The organism is Pseudomonas sp. 05N36, assembly GCF_056397385.1.
Genome location: NZ_JBFTNH010000005.1, coordinates 269,012 through 287,688 on the forward strand (window position 1 = coordinate 269,012; position 18,677 = coordinate 287,688).

Genomic DNA, 18,677 nt, shown 5'->3' on the forward strand with positions numbered 1-18,677 from the left:
CGTCTGCTTATTGGATGATCAGGTTATTGAACAACAGATCGTCCACCATCGGCTTGCCGGTCTCGTCATTCATCACTTGCTGGGTCTGCTTCAAGGCTTCCTGACGCAGCTTCTCTTTCGCTTCGACGTTGTTCATGGCTTCAGTGGTCTGCTGAGAAAACAACGCCACCAGCTGATTACGGATTAACGGTTCGTTTGCCTTCACGGCCTTGACCGCTTCCTCACCGGTTACCCGCAACGCCACATCGGCCTTGTAGACCTTGAGCTTCGGGGTGCCATCCAGCCCGTAGTTACCCACGAACGGTGGGCTCAGGCTGATATAGCTGACTTTTGGCGCTTCGCCTTCTTTGGCTTCTTCGGCCATCGCTGCCACAGGCAGAGACAGGGCCAGCATCAACATGATCCACGCTTTCACAATTCGCTCCTCATCCGGTTTGCGGCCTAGCATAACCACCCGCAGCCCAAGCACAAAGCTTATGGCTGCCTATCAGGGTCGGGCATGCTCGTTGACCCGTTGACTCACACACCTACACTTATCGGCCATCACTCCCAAAGGAATAGCCCTGATGAAAGCCGTGCTGTGCAAAGCCTTCGGCCCTGCCGAATCGCTGGTGCTGGAAGAAGTCGCGAGTCCTGTCGCCAAGAAGAACGAAATCCTGCTGGACGTGCATGCGGCCGGGGTGAACTTCCCGGACACGCTGATCATCGAGGGCAAATACCAGTTCAAGCCACCCTTCCCGTTTTCGCCGGGCGGTGAAGCCGCTGGAGTGGTGAGCGCGGTGGGCGAAAAAGTCAGCCACCTCAAGGTGGGTGACCGGGTCATGGCACTGACCGGATGGGGCAGTTTTGCCGAGCAAGTCGCGGTGCCGGGCTACAACGTGCTGCCTATCCCGCCGTCGATGGACTTCAACACCGCCGCCGCCTTCAGCATGACCTACGGCACTTCGATGCATGCGCTGAAACAGCGCGGCAACCTGCAAGCGGGGGAAACCCTGCTGGTGCTCGGCGCTTCGGGCGGTGTCGGCCTGGCCGCCGTGGAAATCGGTAAAGCCATGGGCGCCCGGGTCATCGCTGCCGCCAGCAGCGCCGAGAAGCTCGCCGTGGCCAAGGCTGCCGGCGCCGATGAGCTGATCAACTACAGCGAGGCCAACCTCAAGGACGAAATCAAGCGCCTGACCGATGGCAACGGTGCCGACGTGATCTACGATCCGGTGGGTGGCGACCTGTTCGACCAGGCGATCCGCGCCATTGCCTGGAACGGCCGCCTGCTGGTGGTCGGTTTCGCCAGCGGACGCATCCCGGAACTGCCGGTGAACCTCGCCCTGCTCAAGGGGGCAGCCGTACTCGGGGTGTTCTGGGGCGCCTTTGCCCAACGCCAGCCACAAGACAACGCCGCCAACTTCCAGCAACTGTTCGGCTGGTTCGCCGAAGGCAAGCTCAAGCCTCTGGTGTCGCAGGTTTACCCGCTGGCTCAGGCGGCCAATGCCATCAATGATCTGGGCCAGCGCAAGGCCGTTGGAAAGGTGGTGGTGCGGGTACGTTGAACCAGACTCCCTGCTACGCTTCGAGTCTGTTTACCCATCACAGGACGGAGGATGAGCATGATGCTGCGCAAGCTGTTATTGAGTCTGGCGGTCTTGCCTGCACTGTTGATTTCAATGCAGGCATTGGCAAATCAGAATAACAAGGAGGTTCCGGGCTTGAAAAATGTCACCGTACTGATCGTCCGACACGCGGAAAAACCCGATCAGGGCATGGGACTCAGCCCTCGTGGCGAGCAGCGCGCCGAGGCTTATGCACATTATTTCGACCCGCTGCAGCTGGGCAGCAAGAACCTGGTACCGCAACGCCTGATCGCCACCAGCGACAGCAAGTCCAGCGCGCGACCACGGCTGACCCTGACACCGCTGTCGCAGCGTCTGCACCTTCCGATCGAGCAACCCTATGCCGATGAAGAAGTCGACAAGCTGGTCAAGTCGCTGGACAAGAACAACCAGGCCCCGGTCGTATTGATCGCCTGGCATCACGGGCATATCGACAATCTGATCGAAGCGTTCGGTGGCGATGGGCAAGCGTTGACCGGGCAGAAATCCTGGCCGGAAGACGTCTATGACTGGCTGATCGTATTGCGCTTCGATGACCAGGGGAATTTGGTCGAATCCCACAGCAAGAAGATCCAGGAACATCTGTTGCCCGGGGATGGCAGCTGATTATCCGCCCCCCCACCCCTCCACCTGAAGATCGCATGTTCATAAAAGAACATGCGTTCTCGTTCACTTCTCCGGATTTCCTTGACGACAAGCGGTGCTTTTTTCGGTAACGAAACTGTAACATTCGCATCCGCAGTCAAAACAAGAAATCTGGAGCTCTTGAATGTTTGCTTTCTTTCGTCCTGCCGCACATCAGGCTCCATTGCCTGAAGAACACGTAGACAGCACCTACCGGCGCTTGCGCTGGCAAATCTTCGCCGGGATTTTCTTTGGCTACGCCGGTTATTACCTGCTGCGCAAGAACTTCTCCCTGGCCATGCCGTACCTGATCGACGAAGGCTACACCCGCGGCCAGTTGGGCCTGGCGATGTCGGCGATCGCGATTGCCTACGGTTTGTCGAAGTTTTTGATGGGGCTGGTGTCCGACCGTTCCAACCCGCGTTACTTCCTGCCCTTCGGCTTGCTGGTATCGGCCGGGGTCATGTTCATTTTCGGTTTCGCACCATGGGCAACGTCCAGCGTGACCATGATGTTCATCCTGCTGTTCATCAACGGCTGGGCCCAGGGCATGGGCTGGCCACCAAGTGGCCGGACCATGGTGCACTGGTGGTCGCAGAAGGAACGCGGTGGCGTGGTGTCGGTCTGGAACGTCGCGCATAACGTCGGCGGAGGCCTGATCGGCCCGCTGTTCCTGCTGGGCATGGGCCTGTTCAACGACTGGCACGCAGCGTTCTACGTCCCGGCCGCCGTAGCGTTGCTGGTGGCCGTGTTCGCCTTCATGGTGATGCGCGATACCCCGCAGTCGGTAGGCCTGCCGCCCATCGAGAAGTACAAGAACGATTACCCGGAAGGCTACGACGCCAGCCACGAAGACGAATTCAGCGCCAAGGAAATCTTCGTCAAGTACGTGCTGCGCAACAAAATGCTCTGGTACATCGCCATGGCCAACGTCTTCGTCTACCTGCTGCGCTACGGCGTACTGGACTGGGCGCCGACCTACCTGAAGGAAGCCAAGCACTTCGACGTGGATAAAACCTCGTGGGCGTACTTCTTCTACGAGTGGGCCGGTATTCCGGGCACGCTGCTGTGCGGCTGGATGTCGGACAAGATCTTCCGCGGCAACCGTGGCCTGACGGGCATGGTGTTCATGGCACTGGTGACCGTGGCGACCCTGGTTTACTGGCTGAACCCGGCCGGCAACCCGACCATCGACATGATCGCGCTGTTCTCCATCGGCTTCCTGATCTACGGCCCGGTGATGCTGATCGGTCTGCAAGCGCTGGAGCTGGCGCCGAAGAAAGCCGCCGGCACTGCGGCAGGTTTCACCGGCCTGTTCGGCTATCTGGGCGGCTCGGTCGCGGCCAGTGCAGCAATGGGCTACACCGTGGACCATTTCGGCTGGGATGGTGGTTTCGTGCTGCTGGTTGGTGCGTGCCTGTTGGCGATGGCCTGCCTGGCACCGACCTTGTGGCACAAGCAAGTCGCCAGTCAGGGCCGTGAAGCGCTCGCTTAAACCTTGCAGCGCTTGAGCCGCGCCTCCAGGTTCCGGTCTGGCATGGCGTGGCTGCGCAGGGCGTGTGCGGTCTGCTCGACATAATCGCGAGTAGTGCCGTAACGCCCGCAAGCGCTTTCGAACACCTGGCTCAGCACATGGTCCGGCAAGTTGCCGGCATAGCTGGGCAGGTGCCGCTCCAACACAAACCCCAATGCCTGAACCTTGCTGCCGTCTTCCAGCCGGCAATTGAGCCAGTGCGGGCGATAAGACGGCACTGGCATTTCGCGCTGCCACAAGGCAAACAGCGAGGCTTCCAACTGATCTTCCGGCAACCGATAGGCAAAGCCGCTGCAGGAACCGCCGCGATCCAGGCCAAACACCAGCCCCGGCATTTCCGGCGTACCGCGGTGTTCGTGAGACCACAGGTACAAGCCGCGATGGTAACCATGCACGCGTCCGCGCACCCGCTCGACGGCTGTGCATTCCGGGCGCCAGATCAATGAACCGTAAGCGAATAACCAGACCGGCCCGCCCTTGTGCCGGGCCATGGTGGCCTGCATCGAGCTGAGCAATTGTTCGTGAGTCAGCTGCGCGCCCAGATCGAGCCGCGGAGGGTAAGCCAGATTCAAACAAGCAGATTCAATGGCGGTCATGGCAAAGGGTGTTCAGTCCCACAAGTATTACAGGATGTAAGCAAGATTAACGTCATAGAACATATAGCAGTAAACGTAAAACGAAAAGTACTAAAGGACGTATGACCCTTCTATATCAAGGACTGCACCCATGAAGGAGCCCTGATATATAGCCTAATACTCTTTTGGAAATATCTTAAATACCCGAATGAAATATGCATAAACCTTGTATCCGTTCAGAATCAACCGTCATTTAACAGATCTTTCTGACGTATTCGTCTGATACCCTGCCGCCCCTTCTTTGAATGCAGGCGTATAGCAGCCTCCACAGGCGCAAGCCGAATTACCAATAGAGGTCGCAAGATGAAAAACCTGAGAATGTACGGTCTGCTGTTGCTGGCACTGGCCACCCCGGCGCTGGCAGTCGAAAGCCCGGCTCGAGAAGACAAGGGTTTCTGGTACCTGCAAGGTAGCCTCTACACCAAACACTATTCGCCAGACCCCGATCACAATAACAATCAGGACCTGATCGGCCTTGAACGCAATGAAGCATCCGGTTGGTTGTTTGGCGCAGTGACTTTTCGTAACTCGTTCAGTCAGCGTTCGTATTACGCCTATGCGGGGAAGCGTTACGAGAGCGCCGACTATCCGGTGTATATAAAACTGACCGGTGGATTACTCCAGGGTTACAGCGGCGAGTACAAGGACAAGATTCCGCTCAACCACTTCGGCGTAGCGCCCGTGATCATTCCATCACTGGGCGCTCATTACGGCCCGGTCGCCGCAGAGCTGGTTCTGCTCGGCTTTAATGCCGCCATGATCACCACCGGCGTGCGCTTTTAACTTGCTTGCGGCCGGGGCGCGTAGGCGAAGACGTCAGCGCGCATCTGGTGCGCGTCCATCCCGGCGTTGACCAGGGCGTCCAGCGTGCCGTAAACCATCGCCGGCGAACCGCTCGCATACACATGCATGGATTTCAGGTCGGGGAAATCCTCGCAAACCGCCTCGTGCAGCATGCCGCAACGCCCTTCCCAACCGCACAGATCGCTGACGACCTTGTGCAGGAACAGGTTGGGCAGCTTCAGCCATTCATCCCAATGCTCGATCTGATAGAAGTCTTCCGGTCGTCGCACGCCCCAGTACAGGTGCACCGGATGCTTGAAACCCTTGGCCCGGCAATGCTCGATCAGGCTGTGGATCTGCCCCATGCCGGTACCCGCCGCCATCAATACCAGCGGACAGTCAGGCAACTCGGCCAGATGCGTATCGCCGAAGGGCATTTCGATGCGCACCATGCGATTGCGCTGCAACTGCTCGATCAGGCTGAGCGCACTGGCTTCGCGTGCCAGTACATGCAGCTCAAGGTCTCGTCCTGAATGTGGTGCAGAGGCCAGCGAGAAGGCGGTTTTCTCGCCATTCTCGCGCTCGAGCAGCAGGTACTGCCCGGCGTGATAGCGCGGCGGCCTGCCTGCCGGAGCCCGCAGTCGAACCCGCCAGGTATCACCGCCAACGTCTACGCATTCAGTGACCTGACACGACAGGCTGCGCACCGGTAATTCTCCCAGCGCAAGGACGCCATCCCACAATACGATGCAGTCTTCCAGCGGCTCTGCTATGCAAGTGTAGAACTCGCCGTGATCGCGCACATCGCCGGTCTGTCTGACCCGGCCTTCGACCAGCAACGCCGCGCAAACGTGGCAGTTGCCATTACGGCAGCTTTGCGGGCACTCATAGCCCAGGCGCCGCGCCCCATCGAGAATCCGCTCGCCGGGCAGTATCTCAAGCACTGCTCCGGACGGCTGCAAGGTTACACGCATCAATCTATTCCTAACTGATTCCAGATGGCATCGATCCGGCGTGTCACCGCCTCATCCTTGACGATTACCCGGCCCCACTCGCGGGTGGTTTCGCCGGGCCATTTATGCGTGGCATCGAGTCCCATCTTCGACCCCAGGCCGGAAATCGGCGAGGCGAAGTCGAGGTAGTCGATCGGCGTGTTATCGATCATCACCGTATCGCGCTTGGGGTCCATGCGCGTGGTGATGGCCCAGATCACGTCGTTCCAGTCGCGGGCGTTGATATCGTCGTCAGTGACGATAACGAACTTGGTGTACATGAACTGTCGCAAAAACGACCAGACACCGAGCATTACCCGCTTGGCGTGGCCGGGGTACTGCTTTTTCATGGTCACGACGGCCATGCGGTACGAACAGCCTTCAGGCGGCAGGTAGAAGTCGGTGATCTCCGGGAACTGCTTTTGCAGGATCGGCACGAACACTTCGTTCAGCGCCACACCGAGAATCGCCGGTTCATCCGGTGGACGGCCGGTGTAGGTGCTGTGGTAAATCGGCTTGATACGGTGCGTGATGCGCTCGACGGTGAACACCGGGAAGCTGTCGACTTCGTTGTAATAGCCGGTGTGGTCGCCGTACGGACCTTCATCGGCCATTTCGCCTGGATGAATCACACCTTCAAGGATGATCTCGGCGGTGGCCGGTACTTGCAGGTCGTTGCCACGGCACTTCACAAGCTCGGTGCGGTTACCGCGCAACAGGCCGGCAAAGGCGTACTCGGACAGGCTGTCCGGCACCGGCGTTACCGCGCCGAGAATGGTTGCAGGGTCGGCACCCAAGGCCACGGACACCGGGAACGGCTGGCCCGGATGTTTTTCGCACCACTCGCGATAGTCCAGCGCGCCGCCACGATGGCTCAACCAGCGCATGATGACTTTGTTGCGGCCAATCACTTGCTGGCGATAGATGCCGAGGTTCTGGCGATCCTTGTTCGGGCCTTTGGTGACCGTCAGGCCCCAGGTAATCAGCGGGCCGACGTCGCCGGGCCAGCAGGTCTGCACTGGCAGCATTGCCAGGTCGACGTCATCGCCTTCGATGACCACTTCCTGGCAGATGGCGTCCTTGACGACTTTCGGCGCCATGGCAATGATTTTGCGGAAGATCGGCAGCTTGGACCAGGCGTCTTTCAGACCCTTTGGCGGCTCGGGCTCCTTGAGGAAGGCCAGCAGTTTGCCGATCTCGCGCAGTTCGCTGACGGCTTCGGCGCCCATGCCCAGGGCTACGCGCTCAGGCGTACCGAACAGGTTGCCAAGCACGGGAATGTCATAACCGGTCGGGTTTTCGAACAGCAGCGCCGGGCCCTTGGCCCGCAAGGTGCGATCGCAGACCTCGGTCATTTCCAGCACTGGTGACACCGGAACCTGGATGCGCTTGAGTTCGCCGCGCTGTTCCAGGCCGCTGATAAAGTCGCGCAAGTCGCGATACTGCATGCGTTAGCCTCGTTTTGGCCATGGCGTTCGGGGGGCATGAGTTTAGCCTCGAACCCACCCGTTCAGAAGAGTGACCAGGCAATTCATCAAAGGTCAGATAGCAAAAAGCCGGGTTTCCCCGGCTTTTTTGGTCTTCCGCGATTTACTTGCGTTTCATCGACAGGAAGAACTCATCGTTGGTCTTGGTCTGTTTCAGCTTGTCGACCAGGAACTCGATGGCAGAGACTTCATCCATAGGATGCAGCAGCTTGCGCAGGATCCACATGCGCTGCAGCTCGTCGTCGGCGGTCAGCAACTCTTCGCGGCGGGTGCCGGAGCGGTTGATGTTGATCGCTGGGAAGACGCGCTTTTCAGCGATCTTGCGATCCAGAGGCAGCTCCATGTTGCCGGTGCCTTTGAATTCCTCGTAGATCACTTCGTCCATCTTCGAGCCGGTTTCAACCAGCGCGGTAGCGATGATGGTCAGCGAGCCGCCTTCTTCGATGTTCCGTGCGGCACCGAAGAAACGCTTCGGTTTCTCCAGGGCGTGGGCATCGACACCACCGGTGAGGACCTTGCCGGAGCTTGGGATCACGGTGTTGTAGGCACGTGCCAGACGGGTGATGGAGTCAAGCAGGATGACCACGTCTTTCTTGTGTTCAACCAGGCGCTTGGCCTTCTCGATCACCATTTCGGCAACCTGCACGTGGCGGGTTGGCGGCTCGTCGAACGTCGAGGCAACCACTTCGCCGCGCACGGTGCGCTGCATTTCGGTTACTTCTTCCGGACGTTCGTCGATCAGCAGCACGATCAGGTGAACTTCAGGGTTGTTACGCGCGATGTTGGCAGCGATGTTCTGCAGCATGATCGTCTTGCCCGCTTTTGGCGGAGCAACGATCAGACCGCGCTGGCCTTTACCGATCGGAGCGCACAGGTCGATGACACGACCGGTGAGGTCTTCGGTGGAACCGTTACCGGCTTCCATCTTCATGCGCACGGTCGGGAACAGCGGGGTCAGGTTCTCGAAGAGAATCTTGTTTTTCGCGTTCTCGGGACGATCGTAGTTGATCGTGTCGACCTTGAGCAGGGCGAAATAACGCTCGCCTTCCTTTGGAGGACGGATCTTGCCAACGATGGTGTCACCGGTGCGCAAGTTGAAGCGACGGATCTGGCTCGGCGAGACGTAGATATCGTCTGGGCCGGCGAGATAGGAGGCGTCTGCAGAGCGGAGGAAGCCGAAGCCGTCCTGGAGAATCTCCAGCACGCCATCACCGGAGATTTCCTCGCCGCTTTTCGCGTGCTTTTTCAGCAAGGAGAAAATCACATCCTGCTTGCGCGAACGGGCCATATTTTCTATGCCCATCTGTTCGGCCAATTCGAGCAGTTCGGTAATCGGCTTTTGCTTGAGTTCAGTCAGATTCATATAGGAATGACGTAATCATTTATGGAGGGGGGGAAATTAAGCTTTTGGCTTAATGAGGCCGCGCCGCAGAGAAGGCGACAGGATCGCGTACTTATTCGAAAAGGAGAGCGTCGGCGACGGCTTGCAGGGGGCGCTGGAGAAACCAGTGCGGGCCGAATGTAACACCTGAGTTTCGGAGCGTCTAGCCCTGAATAACGAAAAAGCCCCGCTATTTGCGGGGCTTTTTGGATGGCTATTGCAACGACGCTTAGATGTTGGCGTCGAGGAAGGCAGCCAGTTGCGACTTCGACAGCGCGCCAACCTTGGTCGCTTCGACGTTGCCGTTCTTGAACAGCATCAGGGTCGGGATACCACGTACGCCGTGCTTGGCCGGAGTTTCCTGGTTTTCGTCGATGTTCAGCTTGGCAACGGTCAGCTTACCTTTGTAGGTTTCAGCGATTTCGTCCAGAACCGGAGCGATCATCTTGCATGGGCCACACCACTCAGCCCAGTAGTCGACCAGTACAGCACCTTCGGCCTTGAGTACGTCAGCTTCGAAGCTAGCGTCGCTAACGTGTTTGATAAGATCGCTGCTCATGGAAGTCTCCAGGTTGTAAGCAAAAAAACGTGGCCCATCATAGCCGCCCTTCCCTCGTTCAGGAAGCCGCAGATGATTGAGTCTCGCTATGGTGGTGCATGAGTTTGGGTATAGCTCAAGTCACGCCGTGGCGGGGGTCACGAAGGAAATTCCAGTACGCAGGGCCGCGTTGCGCACGTGCTCCTGCATGGCTTTCTGCGCGGCCCCCGAAGCCCGGCGGGCCAGCGCTCGGAGGATCTTGCGGTGTTCCTGCCAGGTTTCCATGGCCCGTTCGGCCCGGATAAACGGTAGTTTCTGGCTCTCCAGAAAGAGCTCGGCACTCGCCGTCAGAATGCTCAACATCGCCTGATTACCACTGGCGAGCAGGATTCGCCGATGAAATTCGAAGTCCAGCCGCGCCGCCGCGTCGAAATCCCCGGCACGTAACTCGTCACGCATCGCGGCGACGTTATCTTCAAGGGCATCAAGCTCATCGGCGCTCAATGTCACCGCCGCCAACCCCGCCGCAAAACCTTCCAGGGCATAACGCAGCTGAAAGATATCCACAGGCGAGGCTTGAGCCGCGAACGGCCAACTCACTCCCGACACTGCCGGGGATGGCTCGATGGCCTGCACGAACACCCCTTTGCCTGGCTGCACGCTGATCATTCCCAAGGCACTCAAGGATGACAACGCCTCACGCAACGACGCCCGACTCACGCCCAATTGCACGGCCAGATCACGCTGCGAAGGCAGCACATCCCCCGGCCCGAACCCCTGTTCGGCAATCAGTTTACGGATGGCATGCAGCGCCACTTCAGGTACGGCGCGGGAGATTGAATTCATGGTTTTTTCAGACGAGCCAGACCAGTGAGCGGCTAGTTGTAAAGCTAATCGCCGAGTCAGGCAAGTCGTGCCCCACAGGGGTTCGAGCGCTTTGGTCGATGCCCGATCAAGGTGCGAAAAAACCAGCAACTGTTCAGACCAGTAAGACCGATCAACACCAGTAAATCCGCGGCTTTGCAGGCATTTCGCCGGAGGTTGGCATGGGCTGTGCTCTGTCGATTCGCAGAAATCACTTGCCGAATCCGGAGAATTGCCATGATCCAGCGTTGCAGCGCCCTGCTCACTGCCCTGTTCGCCAGCCTGATGCTCTGTCAGCTCCCCGCCCATGCCGACGGCCTGGAGGATGTGGTCAAGCGCGGCACGCTCAAGGTCGCCGTGCCTCAGGACTTCCCGCCGTTTGGCTCGGTGGGGCCCGACATGAAACCCCGCGGCCTCGACATCGAGACCGCTGCGCTTCTGGCCGACCAGCTCAAGGTCAAACTCGAACTGACGCCGGTCAACAGCACCAACCGCATCCCGTTCCTGACCACCGGCAAGGTCGACCTGGTGATCTCCAGCCTCGGCAAAAACCCTGAGCGCGAGAAGGTCATCGACTTCTCCCGCGCCTATGCGCCCTTCTATCTCGCGGTGTTCGGCCCGCCGGACGTCGCCATCAACGGCCTGGATGACCTCAAGGGTAAAACCATCAGCGTCACCCGTGGCGCCATCGAAGACATCGAGTTGACTGCCGTGGCGCCGCAAGGCGTGACCATCAAGCGCTTCGAAGACAACAACTCGACCGTCGCCGCCTACCTCGCGGGGCAAGTCGACCTGATCGCCAGCGGCAACGTGGTGATGGTGACCATCAGTGAGCGCAACCCGAAACGCATTCCAGCGCTGAAACTGAAGCTCAAGGATTCGCCGGTCTACGTCGGCGTGAACAAGAACGAGCCGGCACTGCTGGACAAGGTCAACCAGATCCTGACCACCGCCAGGATCGACGGCAGCCTGGAGAAAAATGCCCAAACCTGGCTCAAGCAGCCACTGCCGGCCGATCTCTGATTGTCGCGACGCTGCTTAATCAAGGAACCTGTCCATGGCCTATCAGTTCGACTTTTTACCGGTGGTGCACAACACCGACCTGCTGCTGCGCGGTGCGCTGTTCACCCTTGAGCTGACGGCCATCGGCGCACTGCTCGGGGTGAGCCTGGGAATTGTCGGCGCCGTGGCGCGGGCGTGGAACATCCGTCCGTTTGCCGGGATTTTCGGGGTTTACGTCGAGTTGATCCGCAACACACCGTTTCTGGTGCAACTGTTCTTCATCTTCTTCGGCTTGCCGTCGCTGGGCCTGCAAATCTCCGAATGGCAGGCGGCGGTGCTGGCGATGGTGATCAACCTCGGCGCCTATTCGACGGAAATCATTCGCGCGGGCATTCAAGCGATCCCGCGCGGCCAGCTGGAAGCCGCAGCAGCGTTGGCGATGAGTCGTTTCGAAGCCTTCCGCCATGTGGTGTTGCTGCCGGCGCTGGGCAAGGTCTGGCCGGCCCTGAGCAGCCAGATCATCATCGTCATGCTCGGTTCGGCGGTGTGCTCGCAGATCGCCACGCAAGAACTGAGTTTTGCCGCCAACTTCATTCAGTCGCGCAACTTCCGCGCCTTCGAAACCTACGCCCTGACCACGCTGGTTTATCTGTGCATGGCTTTGTTGATCCGCCAGCTACTGAACTGGATTGGGCGACGCTACATTTCGAGGAACGGCCAATGAGCGATTTCACCTTCTGGGACATCGTCCGCAACCTGCTCACCGGCCTGCAATGGACCCTAGTGCTGTCGCTGGTGGCGTTCATCGGTGGCGGGCTGATCGGCTTGCTGATCATGACCCTGCGTATCTCGAAAAACGCCCTGCCACGAGGTTTCGCCCGCACCTATATCGAACTGTTCCAGGGCACGCCGCTGCTGATGCAGCTGTTTCTGGTGTTTTTCGGCATAGCGCTGCTGGGGATCGATATTTCGCCGTGGCTGGCGGCGGCGATTGCCTTGACGCTGTTTACCAGCGCTTACCTGGCGGAGATCTGGCGCGGTTGCGTCGATTCGATCGCCAACGGTCAATGGGAAGCGTCGGCGAGCCTGGCGCTCAATCCCTTTGAACAGCTGCGCCATGTGATCCTGCCGCAAGCCCTGCGCATTGCCGTGGCACCGACCGTGGGATTCTCGGTGCAGGTGGTCAAGGGCACGGCAGTGACCTCGATCATCGGCTTCACCGAACTCACCAAAACCGGCGGCATGCTCGCCAACGCAACCTTCGAACCCTTCATGGTCTACGGCCTCGTGGCGCTCGGTTACTTCCTGCTCTGCTACCCGTTGTCCCTCAGTGCCCGCTACCTGGAAAGGAGACTGCATGCCTCTGCTTAGAATTTCCGCCCTGCATAAATATTACGGTGATCACCATGTGCTCAAAGGCATCGACCTGAGCATTGATGAAGGCCAGGTGGTGGCGATCATCGGCCGCAGCGGCTCGGGGAAATCGACCCTGCTGCGCACGTTGAACGGCCTGGAGTCGATCAACGACGGGGTGATCGAAGTCGACGGCGAATACCTCGACGCCGCCCGCGCCGACCTGCGCAGCCTGCGACAGAAGGTCGGCATGGTGTTTCAGCAATTCAACCTGTTCCCGCACCTGACAGTGGGCGAAAACGTCATGCTCGCGCCGCAAGTGGTGCAGAAAGTGTCGAAGACCAAAGCCGCCGGGCTGGCGCGACAGATGCTGGAGCGGGTCGGGCTCGCGGAGAAATTCGATGCGTTCCCGGATCGACTGTCCGGCGGCCAGCAACAGCGTGTTGCGATTGCCCGGGCCCTGGCGATGTCGCCGAAAGTGCTGCTGTGCGACGAAATCACCTCAGCGCTCGACCCGGAGCTGGTCAACGAGGTGCTGAGCGTGGTCCGGCAACTGGCCAGGGACGGGATGACGCTGATCATGGTCACCCATGAAATGCGCTTCGCCCGTGAAGTCGGCGACAAACTGGTGTTCATGCACCAGGGCAAGGTGCATGAGGTGGGCGATCCGAAGGTGTTGTTTGCCAATCCGAAGACGGCAGAGCTGGCGAATTTCATTGGCACCGTTGAGGCGACTGCCTGAAGCCTTGTGGCGAGGGAGCTTGCTCCCGCTCGACTGCGCAGCAGTCGTAAGGCCTGCAGATGCGGTCTGCCTGGTAGAAATCGGGCCCACCATTGAGGACCGCTTCGCGCTCCAGCGGGAGCAAGCTCCCTCGCCACAGGGGATAGACGCTCGAGCCACCGAGTTTCGTGCGTCATATCAATGCTTTAATTCGTGCGCGTTGGCGGCAGCGGTTGATCGTGGCAGGATGTCGAGGTTATCGACCGAGACCCCCTCACCATGCCTCAATCCCAAGCCAAGAATCTGTCCCTGATCGCCGCTATCGACCTGGGCTCGAACAGCTTCCATATGGTCGTGGCCAAGGCCCTGCACAACGAAATCCGTATTCTCGAGCGGCTTGGCGAGAAGGTTCAGTTGGCCGCGGGGATCGACGAAGAGCGCCAACTTACCGAAGAATCCATGCAGCGCGGGCTCGATTGCCTGAAGCGCTTTGCCCAACTGATCAACGGCATGCCTCCGGGCGCCGTGCGGATCGTCGGCACCAACGCCCTGCGCGAGGCCCGCAACCGTGGCGAATTCATCCGCCGCGCCGAAGAAATCCTCGGTCACCCGGTAGAAGTCATCTCCGGTCGTGAAGAAGCCCGCCTGATCTACCTTGGCGTCTCCCACACCCTCGCCGACACACCGGGCAAGCGTCTGGTGGCCGATATCGGCGGTGGCAGTACCGAATTCATCATCGGCCAGCGCTTCGAGCCGCTGCTGCGCGAAAGCCTGCAAATGGGCTGCGTCAGCTACACCCAGCGCTATTTCCGCGACGGCAAGATCACCCCGGCCCGTTACGCCCAGGCCTACACGGCGGCGCGGCTGGAGATCATGAGCATCGAACATGCCTTGCACCGCCTGACCTGGGATGAAGCGATCGGCTCCTCGGGCACCATCCGTGCCATTGGTCTGGCGCTGAAGGCGGGCGGCCACGGGACTGGCGAGGTCAATGCCGAAGGTCTGTCCTGGCTCAAGCGCAGGCTGATCAAACTCGGTGACGTTGAAAAAATCGATTTCGAAGGCATCAAACCGGATCGCCGGGCGATTTTCCCGGCTGGCCTGGCGATTCTCGAAGCGATCTTCGACGCTCTCGAACTGCAACGCATGGATCACTGTGAAGGCGCCCTGCGTGAAGGCGTGCTCTATGACCTGCTGGGCCGTCATCACCACGAAGACGTCCGCGAGCGCACCCTCAGCTCGCTCATGGAGCGTTACCACGTCGACGTGGGCCAGGCCGACCGCGTCGAACGCAAAGCGCTTCATGCGTTCGACCAGGTGGCCGATGACTGGGACCTGAATGACGGCGTCTGGCGCGACTTGCTGGGCTGGGCCGCCAAGGTCCACGAAGTCGGGCTGGATATCGCCCACTATCAATTCCACAAGCACGGCGCCTACCTGATCGAACACTCCGATCTGGCCGGTTTTTCCCGTGAAGACCAGCTGATGCTGGCGCTGCTGGTACGCGGCCACCGCCGCAACATTCCCAAGGACAGGTTTGCCGAGTTCGGCGATGACGGCATCAAGCTGATTCGCCTTTGCGTGCTGCTGCGCTTCGCGATTCTGTTCCATCACATCCGCGGCACCCAAAAGATGCCGCAGGTCACGTTGCAGGCCAACGGCGATACCCTGGACGTGTTGTTCCCGGAGAACTGGCTGGACGAAAACCAGCTGACCCAGGCCGACTTCGCGCTGGAAGCGGAATGGCTGACCCGCGTCAACTTCGTGCTTAACGTTCGCTGAAAACAAAAGGGCGATCCTTGCGGATCGCCCTTTTGCATCATGCCGGTCCCTCTCCTGCGTTAATTCACAGTCAGAATCGGGCTACCCAAACGCTCCAGCAAGGTTGCCTGGGCGCTGCGCGGGTTCTGGTTGCCAGTCGGTGTGTTACGGATGTAACGGCCGTCCGGCTGCAGGCTCCAGCTGTGGGTGTTATCGGTGAGGTAAAGCTCCAGCTCTTTCTTGACCCGGGTAATCAGCTTCTTGCCTTCCACCGGGAAGCACGTCTCGACGCGCTTATCGAGGTTGCGCTCCATCCAGTCGGCACTCGACAGGAACATCTGCTCTTCACCGCCGTTGAGGAAGTAGAAGACCCGCGTGTGTTCCAGGAAGCGGCCAATGATCGAGCGCACCTGGATGTTGTGCGAAACCCCGGCGATACCCGGCCGCAGGCAGCACATGCCGCGCACCACCAGATCGATCCGCACCCCGGACTGGCTGGCCTTGTACAACGCGCGGATGACCTTCGGGTCGGTCAGCGAGTTGAACTTGGCGATGATGTGCGCCGGCTTGCCATCCAGCGCGAACTGGGTCTCCCGGGCAATCATGTCGAGCATGCCCTTCTTCAGCGTGAACGGCGCGTGCAGCAGTTTCTTCATGCGCAGGGTTTTACCCATGCCGATCAACTGGCTGAACAGTTTGCCGACGTCTTCGCACAAGGCGTCGTCGGACGTCAGCAGGCTGTAGTCGGTGTACAGACGGGCGTTGGCAGCGTGGTAGTTGCCGGTGCCCAAGTGGGCGTAGCGGACAATCTCGCCGGCTTCGCGGCGCAGGATCAGCATCATCTTGGCGTGGGTCTTGAAGCCCACCACGCCGTAGATCACCACCGCGCCAGCGGCTTGCAGACGGCTGGCCAGTTGCAGGTTGGACTCTTCGTCGAACCGCGCACGCAATTCGATCACCGCGGTGACTTCCTTGCCGTTACGCGCCGCATCAACCAGCGCATCGACGATTTCCGAGTTGGCGCCGCTGCGGTAAAGGGTCTGACGGACCGCCAACACGTGCGGGTCCTTGGCCGCCTGGCGCAGCAAGTCGACCACCGGAGTGAAGGACTCGAACGGGTGCAGCAGCAGAATGTCCTGCTTGCTGATCACGCTGAAAATGTTCTCGCTGTTCTGCAGCAGTTTCGGGATCTGCGGGGTGAACGGCGTGTATTGCAGCTCCGGGTGACTGTCCAGGCCAGTGATGCTGAACAGCCGCGTCAGGTTGACCGGACCGTTGACCTGATACAGCTCGGTCTCGCTCAGGTTGAACTGCTTGAGCAGGTAGTCGGACAGGTGTTTCGGGCAGGTGTCCGCGACTTCCAGACGCACCGCGTCACCGTAGCGACGGGAGAACAGCTCACCGCGCAGGGCGCGGGCCAGGTCTTCGACGTCTTCGGTGTCGACCGCCAGGTCCGCGTTTCGGGTCAGGCGGAACTGGTAGCAGCCCTTGACCTTCATGCCCTGGAACAGGTCGTCGGCGTGAGCGTGGATCATCGACGACAGGAACACATAGTTGTCGCCGGTGCCACCGACTTCTTCCGGCACCTTGATCACACGCGGCAGCAAACGCGGGGCCGGGATGATCGCCAGGCCGGAATCGCGACCGAATGCATCGATACCTTCGAGCTCGACAATGAAGTTCAGGCTCTTGTTCACCAGCAACGGGAACGGGTGCGTCGGGTCGAGACCGATCGGGGTGATGATCGGCGCGATCTCGTCGCGGAAATAGCGGCGCACCCAGGTCTTGAGTTTGGTGGTCCAGTAACGGCGACGGATGAAGCGGACCTGATGTTTTTCCAGTTCCGGCAGCAGAATGTCGTTGAGGATCGCGTATTGGCGATCGACGTGACCGTGCACCAGGTCGCTGATGCGCGCCAGCGCCTGATGCGGTTGCAGGCCGTCGGCACCCGCTTGTTCACGGGCGAAGGTGATCTGCTTCTTGAGCCCGGCAACACGAATCTCGAAGAACTCGTCCAGGTTGCTGGAGAAGATCAGCAGAAACTTCAGCCGTTCCAGCAACGGATAGGACTCATCCAGCGCCTGCTCCAGCACGCGAATGTTGAACTGCAGTTGCGACAGCTCGCGATGGATGTACAGGCTGCTGTCATCCAGGCCTGGAATCGCGACTGCCGGCGCCGCCGGTGCAGCTTCGGCCACCACCACGGGCGGGGCAGGCTCCAGCGCAGGCTCGATTTCGACGACAGGCTCAACCAGCGGCTGAGCTTCTTTTACGGCAACTTCAGTGAGTCCTTCGGTATTCATCGGATGTTCCTGGGAGGGCTATTGTTGCTCTCGTAACAATTGAGCGGCACGTACGGCAAAGTAAGTCAGGATGCCATCAGCTCCAGCACGTTTAAAAGCGGTCAGGGACTCTAGAATAACCCCTTCGCTCAACCAGCCATTCTGGATCGCTGCCATGTGCATCGCGTATTCACCGCTGACCTGATAGACAAAGGTCGGCACTTTAAATTCTTCTTTGACCCGGTAAAGGATGTCCAGGTACGGCATGCCTGGCTTGACCATGACCATATCCGCGCCTTCTGACAAGTCTGCCGCCACTTCGTGCAGGGCTTCGTTGCCGTTGGCCGGGTCCATTTGATAGGACGCCTTGTTGGCCTTGCCCAGGTTCAGCGCCGACCCCACCGCATCGCGGAACGGACCGTAATAGGCGCTGGCGTACTTGGCCGAGTAAGCCATGATCCGCACGTTGACGTGACCGGCCAGCTCCAGCGCTTCACGAATTGCCTGGATGCGGCCGTCCATCATGTCCGACGGAGCCACCACCTGCGCACCGGCAGCGGCGTGGGACAAGGCCTGTTTGACCAGCGCATCGACGGTGACGTCGTTCTGCACATAACCTTCTTCATCCAGAATACCGTCCTGACCGTGGGTGGTGAACGGGTCCAGCGCTACGTCGGTAATCACCCCCAGCTCCGGGAAGCGAGCACGCAGGGCGCGGGTGGCGCGCTGGGCGATACCCTCCGGGTTCCACGCCTCGGCAGCGTCGAGGGATTTGAGTTCGGCCGGGGTCACCGGAAACAGCGCCACGGCTGGAATGCCCAGCTCGACCCACCGGGCCGCTTCTTCAAGCAACAGGTCGATGGTCAGACGTTCGACGCCGGGCATCGAGGCAACCGCTTCGCGACGGTTTTCGCCGTCGAGCACAAAAACCGGAAGAATCAGGTCATTGGTGGTCAGGACGTTTTCACGGACCAGACGACGAGAAAATTCATCACGACGATTGCGACGCAGGCGGGTTGCAGGAAACAAACGGTTGGCGGGGGTAAAGCTCACGGCAGACTCCTGAGCCCGCGCTGACGGGCGAGCGTGACAGTTATAAGCGGTCATTATGACCAA

At 59.7% G+C, this 18,677-nt stretch carries 18 protein-coding genes; 9 read left to right on the plus strand and 9 right to left on the minus strand.

The genetic code is table 11. The features are described from left to right. Positions 1-7: 7 nt before the first annotated feature. Positions 8-415: a flagellar basal body-associated protein FliL gene (locus AC1DIH_RS09630; protein WP_477771507.1), complete on the minus strand. Its 408-nt coding sequence runs from the start codon at positions 413-415 to the stop codon at positions 8-10. A gap of 151 nt (positions 416-566) precedes the next feature. On the opposite strand from AC1DIH_RS09630, the gene AC1DIH_RS09635 reads away from it, so the two are divergent. The 3 genes from AC1DIH_RS09635 (at position 567) to glpT (ending at position 3,723) form a co-directional block, all read left to right on the plus strand. Beyond that, on the plus strand, positions 567-1,544 hold the full coding sequence (locus tag AC1DIH_RS09635) for an NADPH:quinone oxidoreductase family protein (protein WP_477771508.1): 978 nt from the start codon (positions 567-569) through the stop codon (positions 1,542-1,544). A 51-nt stretch (positions 1,545-1,595) separates the two neighbouring features. Further along, positions 1,596-2,210: a flagellar basal body-associated protein FliL gene (locus AC1DIH_RS09640; RefSeq protein WP_477771509.1), complete on the plus strand. Its 615-nt coding sequence runs from the start codon at positions 1,596-1,598 to the stop codon at positions 2,208-2,210. Positions 2,211-2,373: 163 nt separating this feature from the next. Then, a complete protein-coding gene (gene glpT, locus AC1DIH_RS09645) occupies positions 2,374-3,723 on the plus strand; it encodes a glycerol-3-phosphate transporter (protein ID WP_054594577.1) in 1,350 nt (449 codons plus the stop codon). Here glpT and AC1DIH_RS09650 read toward each other — a convergent pair. Beyond that, on the minus strand, positions 3,720-4,358 hold the full coding sequence (locus tag AC1DIH_RS09650) for a gamma-glutamylcyclotransferase (protein ID WP_477771510.1): 639 nt from the start codon (positions 4,356-4,358) through the stop codon (positions 3,720-3,722). The genes glpT and AC1DIH_RS09650 overlap by 4 nt on opposite strands. Positions 4,359-4,700: 342 nt before the next feature. Here AC1DIH_RS09650 and AC1DIH_RS09655 point away from each other — a divergent pair, with 342 nt between their 5' ends. After that, a complete protein-coding gene (locus AC1DIH_RS09655; RefSeq protein WP_477771511.1) occupies positions 4,701-5,180 on the plus strand; it encodes a sn-glycerol-3-phosphate transporter in 480 nt (159 codons plus the stop codon). Here AC1DIH_RS09655 and AC1DIH_RS09660 read toward each other — a convergent pair. The 5 genes from AC1DIH_RS09660 to AC1DIH_RS09680 all read right to left on the minus strand — a co-directional run bounded on the left by AC1DIH_RS09660 (position 5,177) and on the right by AC1DIH_RS09680 (position 10,424). Next, entirely contained in the window at positions 5,177-6,154 is a 978-nt protein-coding gene (locus tag AC1DIH_RS09660) for a CDP-6-deoxy-delta-3,4-glucoseen reductase (RefSeq protein ID WP_477771512.1), read from the minus strand. The two genes, AC1DIH_RS09655 and AC1DIH_RS09660, sit on opposite strands and share 4 nt — an antisense overlap. Then, a complete protein-coding gene (ubiD, locus tag AC1DIH_RS09665) occupies positions 6,154-7,620 on the minus strand; it encodes a 4-hydroxy-3-polyprenylbenzoate decarboxylase (protein ID WP_216744308.1) in 1,467 nt (488 codons plus the stop codon). Before ubiD ends, AC1DIH_RS09660 begins: the two co-directional genes overlap by 1 nt. 142 nt (positions 7,621-7,762) lie before the next feature. Next, positions 7,763-9,022, minus strand: coding sequence for a transcription termination factor Rho (gene rho, locus AC1DIH_RS09670; RefSeq protein ID WP_007899384.1), 1,260 nt, complete (start codon positions 9,020-9,022; stop codon positions 7,763-7,765). 247 nt (positions 9,023-9,269) lie between these two features. Beyond that, positions 9,270-9,599 carry a thioredoxin TrxA gene (gene trxA, locus AC1DIH_RS09675; protein WP_003206727.1) on the minus strand — a complete coding sequence of 110 codons (330 nt, stop codon included), beginning with the start codon at positions 9,597-9,599 and terminating at the stop codon, positions 9,270-9,272. A gap of 120 nt (positions 9,600-9,719) precedes the next feature. Beyond that, positions 9,720-10,424 (minus strand): FadR/GntR family transcriptional regulator, encoded by a 705-nt coding sequence (locus AC1DIH_RS09680; protein ID WP_477771513.1) that lies wholly within the window; start codon positions 10,422-10,424, stop codon positions 9,720-9,722. Positions 10,425-10,679: 255 nt separating this feature from the next. On the opposite strand from AC1DIH_RS09680, the gene AC1DIH_RS09685 reads away from it, so the two are divergent. The 5 genes from AC1DIH_RS09685 (at position 10,680) to ppx (ending at position 15,300) form a co-directional block, all read left to right on the plus strand. Then, the gene (locus tag AC1DIH_RS09685) at positions 10,680-11,465 is read left to right on the plus strand and encodes a transporter substrate-binding domain-containing protein (RefSeq protein ID WP_477771514.1); all 786 of its coding nucleotides are present in this window, start codon (positions 10,680-10,682) and stop codon (positions 11,463-11,465) included. A 34-nt stretch (positions 11,466-11,499) separates the two neighbouring features. Then, positions 11,500-12,168 carry an amino acid ABC transporter permease gene (locus AC1DIH_RS09690; protein WP_477771515.1) on the plus strand — a complete coding sequence of 223 codons (669 nt, stop codon included), beginning with the start codon at positions 11,500-11,502 and terminating at the stop codon, positions 12,166-12,168. Then, positions 12,165-12,815: an amino acid ABC transporter permease gene (locus AC1DIH_RS09695; protein WP_477771516.1), complete on the plus strand. Its 651-nt coding sequence runs from the start codon at positions 12,165-12,167 to the stop codon at positions 12,813-12,815. Before AC1DIH_RS09690 ends, AC1DIH_RS09695 begins: the two co-directional genes overlap by 4 nt. After that, complete coding sequence (locus tag AC1DIH_RS09700) at positions 12,802-13,539, plus strand: amino acid ABC transporter ATP-binding protein (RefSeq protein WP_477771517.1); 738 nt, start codon at positions 12,802-12,804, stop codon at positions 13,537-13,539. The genes AC1DIH_RS09695 and AC1DIH_RS09700 overlap by 14 nt, the downstream gene beginning before the upstream one ends. A gap of 258 nt (positions 13,540-13,797) precedes the next feature. Next, positions 13,798-15,300: an exopolyphosphatase gene (ppx, locus tag AC1DIH_RS09705; protein WP_477771518.1), complete on the plus strand. Its 1,503-nt coding sequence runs from the start codon at positions 13,798-13,800 to the stop codon at positions 15,298-15,300. A 59-nt stretch (positions 15,301-15,359) separates the two neighbouring features. Here ppx and ppk1 read toward each other — a convergent pair whose 3' ends face one another. Both ppk1 and hemB read right to left on the minus strand, forming a co-directional pair. Then, on the minus strand, positions 15,360-17,582 hold the full coding sequence (ppk1, locus tag AC1DIH_RS09710; RefSeq protein ID WP_477771519.1) for a polyphosphate kinase 1: 2,223 nt from the start codon (positions 17,580-17,582) through the stop codon (positions 15,360-15,362). Between the two features lie 18 nt (positions 17,583-17,600). Further along, entirely contained in the window at positions 17,601-18,614 is a 1,014-nt protein-coding gene (hemB, locus tag AC1DIH_RS09715) for a porphobilinogen synthase (protein WP_477767553.1), read from the minus strand. Between the last annotated feature and the right edge of the window lie 63 nt (positions 18,615-18,677).